Here is a 15,621-nt window from a genome sequence, read left to right as displayed (position 1 = left end):
ATTAGCCTTCGTCTTTTTCTTTTTGGATAAAGATTATATAAGGGGGTTGATTCGTTTGATAAGGTAACTCTATTTTTAAGATTTTATAAAGGGTCGGGTTGAGTTTGCTTAAGTATGATTGGAGTGACTCAGATTCGATTTGACCTTCTTGATGTCTAATATAGACAACGAGTAAGACAAAATCATTTGGTTTAAGATTGGGTAGTATTTGATGAAGTGCATTGATGGTTGAATCTTTGGTTGTTGTAATTGTTTTATCAGCATTTGGAAGGTATCCTAGATTGAAGACAACACCTTTAATATTTGAAACGTAATGATTGATTTTTTCATGAGTGTCTAAAATGAGTTCAACGTTTGTAATGTACGCTTGATCTAGTCTCTTTTTTGTTTCTTGAAGGGCTTGTTGCTGGATATCAAATGCATAGACTTTTTTTGCTAGGTTCGCAAGGAATAATGTATCATGACCATTGCCCATTGTCGCATCAACAATGATGTCATCTTTAGTGATATGTTTACTTAGTAGAAGATGAGCTGTATCTTGAATTAAATTCTTTTTCATAATAATCACCTTGGTACAAACCAAGCTTTCTTAATCTTTTATCAATTTCATTGGTTACAACAAATTTCTTTTTTGTCCAATTTGGAGCAATTAACATCTCGCTAGGTGCATCCCCGGTTAGCCTATGAATAATAATATCTTTTCTTAACCAAAGGATTTGATCCACAGTAACATCAACGTAAGTTTCTAAATCCATCAATTGCCATGGATTTTTTTTATATGCATAACCCATTTTTGTTTTTTCCATTAAGTGTAGCATATGAATCTTAATTCCTTGAATATCTAGTGTATTTAGATGTTTGATGGTCTCAATCATCATTTCTTTCGTTTCATAAGGTAGACCGTTAATAATATGAACAACAACTTCTAATCCTTTAGCTCTTAACTTTTTAACAGCCTCATCAAAGCATTCTAAATCGTGTGCACGATTGATTAAGTCTGAGGTTTCTTGATGAATGGTCTGTAGACCGAGTTCGATTTGAGTTGGCATACGTTGATTTAAATCAGCTAAGTAATCCAAAACATCATCTGGTAAGACGTCAGGTCTTGTAGCAATCGATAGCATGACGATATTAGGATCTAATGTAATTGCTTCTTCATAAAGTGCTTTTAGTCTAGGTAGTGGTGCATGGGTATTCGTATTGGCTTGGAAGTATGCTATATAGTAGCCATCCTCCCACTTTTGGTGCATCATTTGTTTAATTTTCTCAAATTGTACTTTTAAAGGCTCCAATTTATTACCTGCAAAATCTCCACTGCCCATATACGAACAAAAAGTGCAGCCACCGCTTGCGACTGTTCCATCAATATTTGGGCATGTAAAACCACCATTAAGGGCAATTTTAAACACCTTTTTGTTAAATTTTTGAAGATAGTAATTATTTAAGGTATTATAGTGCTTTTCGTGATTCATTAAATTCATATTTTTCACCACATTCATTTTAACATAAAAAGATTATTATGATATAATAAGACACAAGGAGTTGAAGGTATGTTCAAGAGATTAGCAACTAGTTTATCAAGACCCCCACAAGCAGTTTTTTTTATGAAGGATACATGGGGAAAAGTAATACTTTACCTCTTTTTTGTTCCGCTTTTTCTTGTTTTACCAGTCATCCTTTACGCATCGATTGATTCAAGCATGAAATTAAGTCGTTATGAACTGATGGTTAAAGCACTTGAAGAGAATTTTATTGTTGATGATACAGTCATCGTTGATGGAGTTCTTTCTTATGTCGAACCTGTTTCTGCGAGATTCGATTATTTTTCATTATATATTGGTACACAAAGCCACGAACGTGCAACGATTAATTTTATATTTGAAGAACAACATTTGGTCATGTATATGTCCAATGTTGAATTCAATCGAATGACTTATCAACAAATTCAATTGGAAAACCATGATTTTAGTGATGATAGTCCTATTAATATTAGAAACTTAGCAGCAAGTATTAGACTATTTTATGAACATCAACCTGAAATCTTATATACAGATATTTTGTTAACATACTTATTCGGATTATTTGATTATTTGTTTTATGCATTACTGATGGGCTTTATGATGTTACTGTTTATTCCACGCATTCAATTACCATTTAAGTTTAGATTTAAGTTATCGGTATACCTTACAACCATTTGGATCTTTTTCCAATTGATCACTGCACTATTTGGTATCCAAGAAATCAATTCATTAGGCATTATTGTCTTATATATTTATCATATCTGGGCATATAGATCCATGAAAGTGATATCGAAAGGAGTTAATCTGTGAACAAAGATAAATTTACGTTATTTTTAGAGCAATCTAAATTTGCATCCCCTGTGTTAAAACAAGCTGTATTAGATCATGTATCGATTGATGTTGCTAAAAAAAGATGGATCTTTCACATAACTCTTTTAGAAGTTGTAGGACCAGAGGTTCTTTTACCATTTATTCAAACATTAAAAAGCTATTTCCATATTTCAAAAATTATATCTGGAGTTGATGTCGTTCTTCAATATCAATCAATAGAGACATTTGAGAAATATGCAATGAGTTATTTTGATTATGCTGTAATCGAGCTTTCAAAAGAAAAAGCACGTTTTTTAGTGTTGAAAAACTATAAGACTCGTTATGAAGATAAAGCATATATCATAGCGGTTGACCAAGATAGCACCTATATCAATGAGTACTTTAAAGAAATTCAAGAAGTCTTTTTAGGATTTGGTCTTGAAGTTCAATTGAAACTAGAAGTGATTCATACCTTAACACCAACGAGTCAACTCATTCAAACATCCATTAATGAACAAGAAAAAGTGCTTGAACAAAAACAAGAATATGCGAAACAAAACATTAAGCAACAAAATAAAAAAACGTTTACGAAAAAGAGTAATCCTCAAGCGATTGCGATTAAAGAAATTCCTTTGGACCAATATCGTTTAGATCAATATAAAAATGAAAAAGGAGATACTTACTTTCTAATAGAAGGTGAAATTTCTAAACTAGAAGTTAGAGACCTAACGAACTCAACATTAATGACGTTTGTCCTAGGCGATGATGATGACGCGATTTATGTCAAAAGATTTATTAAAAGCGAAAAGGATAGATCCTTAGCACAATCTTTAAATGATGGTGATTTTATTCAAGTATCAGGGGTTGCTAATTTTGATACGTTCCAAAAAGATGTTGTCGTTTATGCGAACGCAATCAACTTTATTGAAAAAGATAAAAAAGAAGAACGCTTAGATAAAGCAAAAGAAAAAAGAGTCGAACTTCATGTGCATACAAAAATGTCCAATATGGATGCAGTAAATGACCCTACTGAATATGTCAATCAAGCGATTAAGTGGGGACATGAAGCTATCGCATTTACCGATCACAACGGACTATATGCATACCCAGAAATCTATAAAGCTACCAAAGGTAAAGATATTAAACCAATCTATGGTGTTGAACTTGATTTCGTTGACGAAACCATGTTCAAAATCACCTCAGATACCGACCAAAAAATAATGCTTAAAGATGCAAAGTATATCGTTTTCGATATTGAAACAACAGGTCTATCAAGCACAAGAGATAAAATTATTGAAATAGCAGCAGTTAAAATAGAGTCTGGTTCAGTTACTGAGCGTTATCAAACATTTATTAATCCAGGAGAATCTTTATCAAACTTTACCACTGAACTAACAGATATCACAGATGAGATGCTAGAAAATGCACCAACGATAGCTGATGCATTACCAGAGTTCTTAAAGTTTATTGAAGGCGGTATATTGGTTGCGCATAACGCATTATTCGATGTCGGTCATATTAAAGAAAATGCCAAAGCATTAAATCTTAAATTTGATGACTCTTTAATTATTGATACACTAAATCTTTCAAGATACTTTTATAACCATACGTTAAAACGATTTAACTTAAAAGCTGTTGCTAAATCATTTAAAGTCAAACAAGAACAACACCATAGAGCAGAAGATGATGCATATGTTACTGCACAAATATGGTTATCGATGCTCAATGACTTATTAAAGAAAAACATAAAGCAATATCATGAAATCAACGAAAATATCGATGAAAAAGAAGCATGGAAACATATCATGCCTTATCATATCAATCTTTTAACACAAAGCCAAGTTGGCTACAAAAATCTATTTAGAATCGTTAGTGATGCACTAACCACACATTTTTATAGTGGTCCAAGAACATTGAAATCTGTATTATCAAAATATCGTGAAGGTTTACTTGTTGGTAGTGGTTGTGCCAAAGGCGATGTTTTTGAAGCAGCCTTTAATCGTGGAGACGATGACTTAAAAGCTGCGATATCTTTTTATGATTATATTGAAGTCCAACCTCCACAAGCTTATAAACACTTAAAAGATCAATTAGGTGCTTATGGTGATGAGATTATCGAAGCGGTTATTACTAAAATTGTTAGATTTGCTAAAGAACAAGATAAAATCATAATCGCCTCAGGTGATGTTCATTATTTAGAGAAAAAAGATGTTTTATATCGTGAAATCTATATTAGAACACCACTCGTTGGTGGAGGGATTCATGATTTATCAAGATATGACACGATGCCTGAACAATACTTTTTAACAACTGATGAAATGATGAAATCAATGGCATTTTTAGGTAAAGAATTAGCTTATGAAATCGTTGTTAAAAATACCCAGTTATTAAACAACATGATTGAAAAGATTCAAGCATTTCCTAAACAACTTTATTCACTACCTGATGACGCATTTAAAGATTTATTAGGCATTGATAGTATCTCAAGTGAAGTCAGAAGATTGGTCTATGATAAAATGCAACATATCTATGGTGTGGACCCACACCAAATGGTAAGAGATCGTGTAACTAGAGAACTCAAAAATATTATTGAAAATGAATTTGCACCAAACTATTATATTTCACATCTATTGGTAAAAAAATCTTTAGATGACGGTTATTTGGTGGGTTCACGTGGGTCAGTTGGCTCTTCATTGATCGCAACACTTCTTGATATTACCGAAGTAAACCCGTTAAAACCTCACTATAGATGCTCAAATGGCGATTTTACGGCTTTTTATCTAACCGATGAGGAAATACACAAATACGGTCTTTCAGAAGAACAGAAGGCATTTCAACCCTTTATGAAAGGTATTCAATCAGGCTTTGACTTACCTACAAAGGATTGTCCAATTTGTGGAAAAAGATTAGTCAAGGATGGACATGATATTCCATTTGAAACGTTCTTAGGTTTCGATGGCGATAAAATCCCTGACATCGACTTAAACTTTTCAGGTGATTATCAATCGATCGCGCATACATATGTCAGAGAATTAATTGGTGAAGACCATACCTTTAGAGCTGGAACGATTCAAACAGTTGCTGAAAGAAATGCATATGGTTATGTTAAAGGTTATTTAGAAGATAAAAAATTAGAAGTTAGAAGTGCACAAATTGAAAGACTTGCTAAAAAAATAGAAGGTGTCAAACGTTCTACAGGTCAGCATCCAGGTGGTATCGTTGTTGTTCCTAAATCGAAGACGATTTATGATGTCACACCGATTCAATTTCCAGCTGATGATGTTACATCAGAATGGAAGACAACCCATTTTGATTATCACTCATTTGAAGCAAATCTATTAAAGCTAGATATCTTAGGACATGATGATCCTACGATGATTAAGTTCTTAATGGACTACGTCTTTGAACATCCAAAAGAGTTTCCGTTTGATAAAGCTCAAGATATTCCTTTAGATGACCCAAGAGTTTATGAACTCTTTTCAGGAACTTCGATTATAGGTGTTAAAGAACATGAAATCATGAGTGAAGTTGCATCCTATGCGATTCCAGAATTTGGAACACCTTTTACAAGACAAATGTTACAAGATACTAAACCGAATACATTTGCAGGTTTAGTTAAAATATCAGGTTTATCTCATGGAACGGATGTTTGGCTTAAAAATGCTCAAAATCTAGTCACCGGAAATACCGAACACGGTAAAATTCCATTTGATGATATTATCGCTTGTCGCGATGATATTATGGTCCAATTAACAGAACGTGGTCTTCAACCGTTAAAAGCATTTGATATTATGGAGTTTGTGCGTAAAGGTAAACCAAGTAAAGATAAAGCAACCTGGTTAGATTACGAACAAGAAATGAGAAAGAATAATGTGCCAGAATGGTACATATGGTCAGCAAGTCAAATTAAGTATATGTTTCCAAAAGCACACGCCACTGCGTATGTCATTATGGCGATTCGTATTGCTTGGTTTAAGATCTATAAACCTTTACTTTTCTATAGTGGCTTTTTCTCAAAAAGAGCAGTGCAATTTGATTATGAAAATATGGTCGCAGGATCGAATGCAATTCGCAATCAATTGATCTCTTTAAATAACATTCAACAGTTTAGTAGAAAAGTAAAAGACGAAAACTTAATCGTGACTTTAGGTGTTGCATTAGAAATGACAAAAAGAGGATTTGACTTCTTGCCAATTGACATTAATAAATCTTCAGCAACAACCTTCACGATGGAAGAAAAGGGTCTTAGAATGCCATTTAGCGCAATCGATGGTTTAGGTGAATCTGTTGCTTTTGACATTATCGAAAAACGAATAGAAAAACCATTTACATCAAGAGAAGACGTTAAAGAAAGAACTAAAATTAATAAAACAGTATTTGAGAAATTAGAACAATTTGGTGCATTTAAAGATTTAAAAGCGGAAAATAATGTGATAGATGCCGGTTTATTTGCACTTTAATAATTTATTATTATATAATGATATTAGAATTCAAAGGAGTTGAGTCATATGCGTAGTTCTAATCCAGTATTTAGATCACTTGAAAGAAGTGAAGCTTATGTCGGTAGCGAAGCGGCGACATATCGTGGCATTATCGGTAAAACAGCATTACTTTTAATCATTGCAGTGATTAGTGGATACCTTTCACTGATGTTAATCCCAGCTGAAATGTTTTATCCAGCATTAATTGCAGCATTTGTTATTGCATTAATCTCAGTTTTAGTAGCAACCAGAAGTCCTAGACTTGCTATGCCATTCTCATTAATTTATGCAGTTTCTGAAGGTTTTATCTTAGGAGTTGTCACTTTAATATTTGAAATGATGGTTCCTGGTGTTGCATTTGCTGCACTCATTGGTACAGCTTCAATATTTACAGTGATGTTATTCTTATATTCAAGTAGAACCATTAGAGTAACCCCAAGATTTAGAAAGATTATGTATAGTGTCTTACTAAGTTTCTTGTTATTCTTTGTATTAAGTTTAATCTTTGGGTTAACATCAATATTTTTCACTTCACAATATGCATTATTGATTAGTGGTGTCTTAATTGTATTTGGAGCGTTAATGTTAACATTAGATTTTGATCGTGCTGAAATGATTGTTGAAAGTGGCGCAGATAAATCCTATGAATGGATGGTTGCTGTAGGTCTTATGGTAACAATCGTATGGATTTACTTTGAATTATTAAGATTTCTTGCTATACTATCATCGAGAAGAAATTAATTTATAATCATTGATAAGAAGTAGTAGTTAAATGTTGATTTGTTTAGAGAGCATAGGATGGTGGAAGCTATGCCAAATCAGTTTGATGAATTCATCTTTGAGAGGTGCTAATCACACCCGTATGCCTGCGTTAAAGGTTTTAAGGGCTAGAATTCATTTCTAGAACTAAGGTGGTACCGCGTATAATTACGTCCTTAGATATTAATCTAGGGACTTTTATTTTTATCGTAGAGGAGAGAAAAATATGATTGAACAACTAAAAGACCTACAAAAACAAGCATTAGAAGAAATTAAAACAGCAGAGAGTTTAAACGAACTGAGTGAAATCAAAAACAGTTATCTAAGTAAAAAAGGTAGTGTGTCTTTAATGATGGGTAAACTAAGAGATTTACCTCAAGATGAAAGACCTATTTTTGGCCAAGAAGTTAACAATACAAAAGAAAGTATTGAACTAGCACTTTATCAAAAGAAGCAACAACTAGAAAACAAAGAGTTATTAAAAACATTAGAAGCTGAAAAAATCGATGTGACCCTACCGGGTTATCAATTTTATCAAGGTTCAGTACATCCATTAAACCAAGTCATCGAAGATGTTGAAGACTTGTTTGTTGGTATGGGTTATGAGGTTGCTGAAGGACCTGAGTTAGAAAATGATCATTATAACTTTGAAATGATGAATTTTGGTAAAGATCATCCCGCTAGGGATATGCAAGATTCTTTTTATACGGATGAAAATATGTTACTTAGAACACATACCTCACCTGTACAAGCAAGAACGATGTTAGAAAAAAAAGGAAATCCTTTAAGAATTATTTGTCCTGGCAAAGTCTATAGAAGAGATGATGATGACCCAACACATAGTCATCAATTTATGCAAATTGAAGGTTTAGTTGTTGATAGAAACATTACATTTGCTAATTTAAAAGATGCTCTACTTAAAATGGTTAGACATCTATTTGGTCCTGAACGCGTCATTCGCTTAAGACCATCATATTTCCCTTTTACGGAACCAAGCGTTGAAGTTGATGTATCCTTTATGAAAAAAGATGGAACTTTAGGTTATATTGAAATACTAGGTGCAGGTGTTGTTCATCCAGAAGTACTTCGCATGGGTGGATATGATCCTGAAGAATTTCAAGGATTCGCCTTTGGTATTGGTGTTGAACGTATTGCTATTTTAAAATATAACATTGATGACATTCGTCATTTTTATACCAATGATTTAAGGTTCTTGAATCAATTTAAGGGGGTAAACCGATGAAAATCATCGAAAATATGTTGAATCAATGGGTTAATATCCCAAATAATGTATTAGAGATAACCAACCAAAAGATTATAGAAGTTGATGCATTTGAAATGCTTAATCCATCCACTGACTTAATTATTGGTCATGTTTTAACATGCGAAAAACATCCTAACGCGGATACACTTCATGTCACGACAGTTGATTTAGGTGACAGAGTCGAACAAATTGTATGTGGTGCAGCTAATGTCGCTAAAGGACAATATGTAATCGTCGCTCAAGTTGGAACAATCCTTCCTGGAGATTTCAAAATCAAGAGCACAAGAATTCGTGGTATTGATTCCAATGGGATGATCTGTTCATTAAATGAATTAGCTATTGATGAAAAATATATACCTGAAACTTTTAAAGATGGTATTTACTATTTTGATGGACCAAGAGAAATTGGTTCACCTGCTTTAAAACATCTATCTTTAGATGGATGGGTGATGGAACTAGGGCTAACACCTAACCGTGCTGATTTATTATCAGTTTTAGGGTTTGCTTATGATCTAGCATCAATGACAGGTCAAAAAGTCAAACTAAAGGAATTCAAAATCAAAGAAGAAACCAAGAAAAATCCGATTCAAGTAGAAATCGATACCGATGGTTGTGGCAGATATTATGCAAGATACTTTGAGAATGTCAAAGTTAAACCATCACCTTGGTGGCTAAAAAGCGCACTCATTGCTCAAAATATAAAACCCATTAATAATGTCGTTGATATTAGTAACTATGTCATGCTAGAATATGGTACACCTTTACATATGTTTGATCATAAAAAATTAGGATCAGACCATATATTAGTTAGAAATGCTAAAAAAGGTGAAAAGGTTGTTACTTTAGATGAAGAAAAAAGAGTATTAGAAGCACATGATGTTGTGATTACAAATGGCAAAAAAATAATCGCAATCGGTGGTGTTATGGGTCTACTTGATTCCATGATTGATGATCAAACATCAAGTGTTGTCTTAGAAGCTGCATATTTTGATCCTAAGCATATTTATAAGACAAGTAAAAGATTAGATTTAAAGAGTGATTCATCTTATCGCTTTGAAAGAGGTATTGATGATGAACGCGTCTATTTAGGCCTAGAAAGAGCAACCGAACTATTAGTTGAGCTATGTGATGCAAAAGTATCTAAAGGTGTTAGCAAAAGTATCCGCTATCAAGTTAAAAATCCTAAAATAACCGTTGCTAAAGATTATTTCAATCAAAGATTAGGGGTAAACATTCCTGAAAAAGAACTCATCTCTTACTTTGAAGCTTATAACTATACATATAAGGTACTAGATAACACCTTTGAAATGACTGCACCAAGTTATCGTAAAGATATCTTAATACCTGCAGATTTAGTTGAAGAAGTTGCTAGAATGTATGGATTGGATAAAATCCCAATGCAAACCATTCAAGCACCTTTAACAGGCAAATTAACAAGTAAACAAAAAAGATTAAGAGCGATTCGTCATCAACTTGCAAATCTTGGATTAACTGAAGTCATTACTTATAGTTTATTACCAACAGATCAAGTTTATAAATACAATAGAATTGGTGAAGCAGTATCAATCTTAATGCCTTTATCAGAAGATAAAAAGACTTTAAGACAAAGTTTAGTTCATGGCTTACTTGAAACGATAAGATACAATCAATCCAGACAGCAGGAAAGTGTTGCAGTCTTTGAGATAGGGCATTGTTTTGCTAAAGGACTTGAACCAACGCATTTAGGGATTGTTTTATCAGGTGCATGGCATAAAAATCCATGGAAAAAAGAAAAAATAACACCTGACTTCTATTTGTTAAAAGGTATTTTAGCATCAGTATTTAATCCTTTAGGTATTGAGTTCACTTATGAAAACACAAGTCAAATCGATGTTTATCATCCATACCGTCAAGCCAATATCTTACATAACAAAAAAGTCGTTGGACATATCGCAGAGCTTCATCCAAATGAAGCGAAACGACTAGATATAGATAAGACATATTGTTTAGAAATGAATATCACTGCATTACTTGAAGAAACAACAGAAGTTAACTACCAAGTCGTCAGTAAATACCCAAGCATCACAAGAGATATGGCAATCGTGGTTGATGAAAATATCCAAGCAAGTGAATTAATCGATATGATTTGGCAAACTGCTAGAAAGCATTTAGTAAACCTTGATGTCTTTGATATCTATCAAGGCTCTAATATCGAAACAGGTAAAAAGTCAATTGCGTTTAACTTAGTATTTAATGATACAGATAAAACATTAGGTAGTGATGAAGTCGACCAATTGATGAAAAAAATAACCAATAGGCTTGCATTTTCATATCAAGCTACAATTAGAAAATAAACCTGGGCTTTCAGGTTTATTTTATGTAAAATTTCAATTTTCATGTATAATATGATGTAGGTGATGATATGCTAATTTATGATCTAACTCATGAAGAGTTAGTAGACTTCTTATTAAGTAACAACCATAAAAAATACCGTGCAAACCAAATATGGCAGTACTTATATAAACAAAAAGTTCAAAGTTTTAAAGAGATGTTAAATATACCTAATGATTTAGTTGAATTGTTAGATAAAAACTTTAAAGTTCAAGCCTTAGAGCTTGTTTTAAAGCATGTGAGTCAAGATGGGACGTTAAAGTGCTTATATAGCCTTCATGATGGTCATTTGATTGAAACAGTGTTAATGAAACATCATTATGGAAATAGCGTTTGTGTAACAACTCAAGTTGGATGCAATATCGGATGCTCTTTTTGTGCATCCGGTCAATTAAAGAAAAAAAGAGACTTAACAGCAGGAGAAATCCTTGCTCAAATTATCCAAACTGAGATTTTATTAGGTGAACGCATTAGTTATGTTGTTGTGATGGGTATTGGTGAACCATTTGATAATTATGATGAGTTAATGCATTTCTTAAAGACTGTTAATGATCCAAAAGGATTAGAAATTGGAGCAAGACATATTACCGTATCAACAAGTGGTATTGTTCCTAAGATTAAAGAATATGCACATATGGGACTGCAAGTAAACTTAGCAATCAGTTTACATGCCCCAAATAATAAAATTAGAACTCAACTCATGAAGATTAATCAAAGATATCCAGTTGAAGAAGTCATTGGAGCGATTAAATATTATTTAGGTGTCACGAATCGTCGTGTCACCATCGAATATATTTTAATCGATGGTCTAAATGATACTGAAGAAGTTGCATTAGAACTTGTTAAAGTGTTAAGAGGTTTAAATGTCTATGTGAATTTAATTCCTTATAATGAAGTTCTAGAAGCACCTTATCAACGCTCTAAACCGGAAAATATGAATCATTTTTACGATACACTCATGAAGCATAACATTCAAGCAACCTTAAGAAAAGAACAAGGTCATGATATTAATGCTGCATGTGGACAATTAAGAAGTCAACACATTTAGGAGGAACATTTGAAAAAAGGTTTTATTAAAAAAATGATTAGTAATCACTATACATTAATTGATTTGGAAAACAATCAAGAAGTGATAGCTCAAGCAAGCGGAAAATTTAGATACATGAAACTAGATGAAGACAGTTCTTTTTATAAAAAAACAAGTAAGAAAACCAAAAAAGAACAAAAAATAACAACCGTCAGTCCTAAAGTAGGTGATTATGTTTTATTTGATGATGCTGAAGATCAGATTATCATTAGAGAAATCCTACCAAGAAAAAACGATCTTGATCGACCTGATGTGTGTAATATTGACCAAGTTTTACTCGTTTTTTCTGCTGTTAATCCTGATTTCAGTTTTCACTTATTAGATAAGTTTTTAATTATTATGAATCAAGAACATTTAGATCCAGTTATTATTATCTCTAAAATCGACTTGATTCCTGAAGAAAAATTAAATGCGTTAAAAAAAGATTTAGACTATTATAAAAAAATGGATTATAAGATCTATTATGTCAATAGCAAAGAACGGATTGGTATTGACGTATTAGCTAACATATTTAAAGATAAAATAACTGTTTTAGCTGGCCAAACAGGTGTTGGTAAATCAACTTTATTAAACGCATTAATGCCTGAACTACACTTAAAGACTCAAGAAATATCAAAAGCTTTAGGTCGCGGGAAGCATACAACAAGACATACTGAGTTATATACATATAACGAAGGTTATATCGTTGATACCCCGGGGTTTTCAAAAATAGAGTTTACCATCTATCATATGGATGAACTCAGACACTTTTATCCAGACTTTGTGGACTTATCGATGGATTGTAAGTTTAATACAAAATGTTTACACTTAAATGAGCCTGGTTGTGCTATTAAAGAAGCTGTTGAAAACAAAGAGATTATAGCTTCAAGATATGAAAACTATGTACAATTTTGTGAAGAGATCAAAAATCAAAAAGAAAAATACTAGGAGGCATCAAGATGAAAGTAGCTCCTTCAATATTAACTGCAGATTTTACGAATTTAAAAGAAGAATTAGAAAGCATAAAAAATGCAGATTATATTCATTTAGATATAATGGATGGACACTTTGTTCCTAATATCTCATTTGGACCTGCAATATCTAAAAAGATTAGTGAAAATACAGATATAGATTTAGATGTTCACCTCATGGTGTGGCAACCCTTATTTTGGGTGCCTAAATTCGCTTTTAAGCGCACGAAGTATATCACCATACATATTGAGTCAGATGACGTTAAAGAAACGATAGAAGCGATCAAAGAGCTTGAAATTGGTGTAGGTTTATCGATTAAACCCAAAACACCTTTAAAAGATTTATATCCTTATATCAAAAAAGCTGATTTGATTTTAATTATGACCGTTGAACCAGGCTTTGGTGGACAGTCATTTATGGAAGATCAATTAACTAAAGTTAAAGAGTTAGTCAAATATAGAGAAAAGAACAAGTTAGATTTTATGATTGAAGTTGATGGTGGCATTAATGATGAAACCATTGATGCTTGTAGAGAAGCTGGTGTAGATATTGTTGTTGCGGGTAGCTACATCTTTAATATGAAAAATCGCAAAGAAGGAATTGAGAGTCTAAAATGAGAGCAATTATCGTTACACATCCAACACCAAAAGATATAAAAAAAATCTTTCCATTGAAAGATAGTGATTATATTATTGCTGTTGATCAAGCTGTATTAAGTTTATATAAACAACGGATTAAAATTGATTTAGCAGTTGGTGATTTTGATTCACTTCAAAATCACGGTATCTTAACCAATTTAAATGTTGTAAGATTAAATCCTGTTAAAGATGTTACAGATACCCATCAAGCATTAGTAGAAGCATCTAAATTAAACGCTGATGAGCTTTATTTAATTGGTGGTATTGGTGGAGAAAGAATTGAACATTTTATGGTTCATACCATGTTTTTTAATGAATTTCCTGAAATGATTATTAAAGATGATCATTCAACCATTTATCTTTTAGATAAAGGTGTTCATGAAATCTCTAATAATAATCACTATGTATCAATATTTGCGTATCCAAGAGCAAAAGTTTCATTAACGGGTTTTAAATATGATTTAACTGAGTATTTGCTAACGACATATGATCCATTGTGTATTAGTAATGAATTAAATGAACATAAGGGATTTGTTGAAGTTTTTGAGGGTAAAGCGCTTGTTGTGATCTCAAAGAAGTCATAAAAAGCTAAAAATAAAAAGGCAATCGCCTTTCTTATTTTTTAAACGCGTTCTAAATTGTTTTTCTTAAGCGCACGAGCGGAAACTTTTACCTTGATAATTTTTCCATCTGCATCTTTAATGCGCACGGTTTGAAGATTACTCTTCCAAGTGCGACGAGTCGCGTTTAACGCGTGACTGCGTTTATTTCCAAATATTGTCTTTTTACCTGTTACGTAGCATTCAGCCATATTCCTCACTCCTAACTGCACAATCTAATTTAACACAATAAAGATGAAAAAGCAACCAGAAAAGATACATTATGTAATTTATTTTCTGAAAATATCTGAAAGTTATGTGAAAAGTATGTAATTCAAAGAATTATGATATAATATATCCGTATTATTGAGCGGTTTAAATAATGATTGCATTTTCAAAACAATAGTGCTATACTAAAAAAGTATGAAATTTGAAGTAATTAAAAAAGTTAATTAAATCTTATATGATATATAGTGTCATTTTTCCAAATACAGGGAGGATTAAATATGGCGAATCAAACAGTCAGTGGAACTCTATTTAAAAAAATGGTAACTAACGGAGCAGTAAACCTTAAAAACAATTATAAAGAAATTGATCATTTAAATGTCTTTCCAGTACCCGATGGGGATACAGGAACGAATATGCAAATGACGATGATGGCCGGTATTAAAGAAGTCAATAGTTTAGATTCTCAATCTATTATCGATATTTCAAAAATTCTATCACGTGGACTACTCATGGGAGCAAGAGGTAACTCTGGAGTTATACTTTCCCAATTTTTCCGTGGTGTTTATAGTGAAATCGCGAAAATAGGTAATGGATCAGCAACTGTTGAAGAATTTATCCAAGCATTAGTGGGTGGATATCAAATGGCGTACCGTGCAGTCATGGATCCTGTTGAAGGAACGATTTTAACAGTCTGTAGAGAATCTGCAGAAAAGGTGCTCCGTGAACAATCCAAATTAAAGAGCGTTGAAGAAGTATTAAAGCTTTACTTAGAACAAGCAAGAGAAACATTAATTAGAACTCCTGATTTACTACCAGTTTTAAAAGAAGCTGGAGTGGTAGATAGTGGTGGAGCTGGTTTTATTAGAATTATCGAAGGTTGGGTTATGGCACTTGAAGGTCAAACGATTAATGAA

13 protein-coding genes and 1 other annotated feature are annotated in these 15,621 nt (G+C 32.6%); of the genes, 10 read left to right on the top strand and 3 right to left on the bottom strand.

Annotation, left to right across the window (positions count from 1 at the left end; all coding sequences use genetic code 11):
• Position 1: 1 nt before the first annotated feature.
• Together mnmM and mnmL are read right to left on the bottom strand one after the other, a co-directional pair.
• Complete coding sequence (mnmM, locus tag QJ521_RS08305) at positions 2-559, bottom strand: tRNA 5-(aminomethyl)-2-thiouridylate-methyltransferase MnmM (RefSeq protein ID WP_282840001.1); 558 nt, start codon at positions 557-559, stop codon at positions 2-4.
• A complete protein-coding gene (mnmL, locus tag QJ521_RS08300) occupies positions 513-1,481 on the bottom strand; it encodes a tRNA modification radical SAM protein MnmL/YtqA (protein ID WP_282840000.1) in 969 nt (322 codons plus the stop codon). The genes mnmM and mnmL overlap by 47 nt, the downstream gene beginning before the upstream one ends.
• A 69-nt stretch (positions 1,482-1,550) precedes the next feature.
• On the opposite strand from mnmL, the gene QJ521_RS08295 reads away from it, so the two are divergent.
• The 9 genes from QJ521_RS08295 to QJ521_RS08255 all read left to right on the top strand — a co-directional run bounded on the left by QJ521_RS08295 (position 1,551) and on the right by QJ521_RS08255 (position 14,464).
• On the top strand, positions 1,551-2,330 hold the full coding sequence (locus QJ521_RS08295) for a DUF1189 family protein (protein ID WP_282839999.1): 780 nt from the start codon (positions 1,551-1,553) through the stop codon (positions 2,328-2,330).
• Positions 2,327-6,790 carry a PolC-type DNA polymerase III gene (locus tag QJ521_RS08290; RefSeq protein ID WP_282839998.1) on the top strand — a complete coding sequence of 1,488 codons (4,464 nt, stop codon included), beginning with the start codon at positions 2,327-2,329 and terminating at the stop codon, positions 6,788-6,790. Before QJ521_RS08295 ends, QJ521_RS08290 begins: the two co-directional genes overlap by 4 nt.
• Positions 6,791-6,838: 48 nt before the next feature.
• Complete coding sequence (locus QJ521_RS08285) at positions 6,839-7,552, top strand: Bax inhibitor-1/YccA family protein (protein WP_282839997.1); 714 nt, start codon at positions 6,839-6,841, stop codon at positions 7,550-7,552.
• Between the two features lies 1 nt (position 7,553).
• Positions 7,554-7,751, top strand: a binding site (T-box leader).
• Positions 7,752-7,796: 45 nt separating this feature from the next.
• Positions 7,797-8,813, top strand: coding sequence for a phenylalanine--tRNA ligase subunit alpha (pheS, locus tag QJ521_RS08280; RefSeq protein ID WP_282839996.1), 1,017 nt, complete (start codon positions 7,797-7,799; stop codon positions 8,811-8,813).
• On the top strand, positions 8,810-11,167 hold the full coding sequence (gene pheT / locus QJ521_RS08275; protein WP_282839995.1) for a phenylalanine--tRNA ligase subunit beta: 2,358 nt from the start codon (positions 8,810-8,812) through the stop codon (positions 11,165-11,167). The genes pheS and pheT overlap by 4 nt, the downstream gene beginning before the upstream one ends.
• Positions 11,168-11,235: 68 nt before the next feature.
• Positions 11,236-12,252, top strand: coding sequence for a dual-specificity RNA methyltransferase RlmN (gene rlmN / locus QJ521_RS08270; protein WP_282839994.1), 1,017 nt, complete (start codon positions 11,236-11,238; stop codon positions 12,250-12,252).
• Between the two features lie 9 nt (positions 12,253-12,261).
• On the top strand, positions 12,262-13,218 hold the full coding sequence (gene rsgA, locus QJ521_RS08265; RefSeq protein WP_282839993.1) for a ribosome small subunit-dependent GTPase A: 957 nt from the start codon (positions 12,262-12,264) through the stop codon (positions 13,216-13,218).
• Between the two features lie 11 nt (positions 13,219-13,229).
• The gene (rpe, locus tag QJ521_RS08260; RefSeq protein ID WP_282839992.1) at positions 13,230-13,859 is read left to right on the top strand and encodes a ribulose-phosphate 3-epimerase; all 630 of its coding nucleotides are present in this window, start codon (positions 13,230-13,232) and stop codon (positions 13,857-13,859) included.
• Entirely contained in the window at positions 13,856-14,464 is a 609-nt protein-coding gene (locus tag QJ521_RS08255; RefSeq protein WP_282839991.1) for a thiamine diphosphokinase, read from the top strand. Before rpe ends, QJ521_RS08255 begins: the two co-directional genes overlap by 4 nt.
• Positions 14,465-14,502: 38 nt before the next feature.
• On the opposite strand, the gene rpmB is transcribed toward QJ521_RS08255, so the two are convergent.
• Complete coding sequence (gene rpmB / locus QJ521_RS08250; RefSeq protein WP_282839990.1) at positions 14,503-14,691, bottom strand: 50S ribosomal protein L28; 189 nt, start codon at positions 14,689-14,691, stop codon at positions 14,503-14,505.
• A 294-nt stretch (positions 14,692-14,985) separates the two neighbouring features.
• Between rpmB and QJ521_RS08245 the strand changes: the two genes are divergently transcribed.
• A partial coding sequence (locus tag QJ521_RS08245) for a DAK2 domain-containing protein (RefSeq protein WP_282839988.1) occupies positions 14,986-15,621 on the top strand: 636 nt, incomplete at its 3' end.

The organism is Peloplasma aerotolerans (genome assembly GCF_030012175.1).
In the GTDB taxonomy this organism is placed as follows: domain Bacteria; phylum Bacillota_I; class Bacilli_A; order Acholeplasmatales; family Acholeplasmataceae; genus Peloplasma; species Peloplasma aerotolerans.
The sequence above is the reverse complement of the archived record's forward strand: the minus strand, read 5'-3'. Positions and strand labels throughout refer to the sequence as shown.

Coding starts and splice junctions, on each gene's coding strand:
- QJ521_RS08285 (WP_282839997.1), top strand. CDS start 6,839: ATGCGTAGTTCTAATCCAGTATTTAGATCACTTGAAAGAAGTGAAGCT.
- QJ521_RS08255 (WP_282839991.1), top strand. CDS start 13,856: ATGAGAGCAATTATCGTTACACATCCAACACCAAAAGATATAAAAAAA.
- pheS (WP_282839996.1), top strand. CDS start 7,797: ATGATTGAACAACTAAAAGACCTACAAAAACAAGCATTAGAAGAAATT.
- pheT (WP_282839995.1), top strand. CDS start 8,810: ATGAAAATCATCGAAAATATGTTGAATCAATGGGTTAATATCCCAAAT.
- QJ521_RS08295 (WP_282839999.1), top strand. CDS start 1,551: ATGTTCAAGAGATTAGCAACTAGTTTATCAAGACCCCCACAAGCAGTT.
- mnmM (WP_282840001.1), bottom strand. CDS start 559: ATGAAAAAGAATTTAATTCAAGATACAGCTCATCTTCTACTAAGTAAA.
- rpe (WP_282839992.1), top strand. CDS start 13,230: ATGAAAGTAGCTCCTTCAATATTAACTGCAGATTTTACGAATTTAAAA.
- mnmL (WP_282840000.1), bottom strand. CDS start 1,481: ATGAATTTAATGAATCACGAAAAGCACTATAATACCTTAAATAATTAC.
- rpmB (WP_282839990.1), bottom strand. CDS start 14,691: ATGGCTGAATGCTACGTAACAGGTAAAAAGACAATATTTGGAAATAAA.
- rlmN (WP_282839994.1), top strand. CDS start 11,236: ATGCTAATTTATGATCTAACTCATGAAGAGTTAGTAGACTTCTTATTA.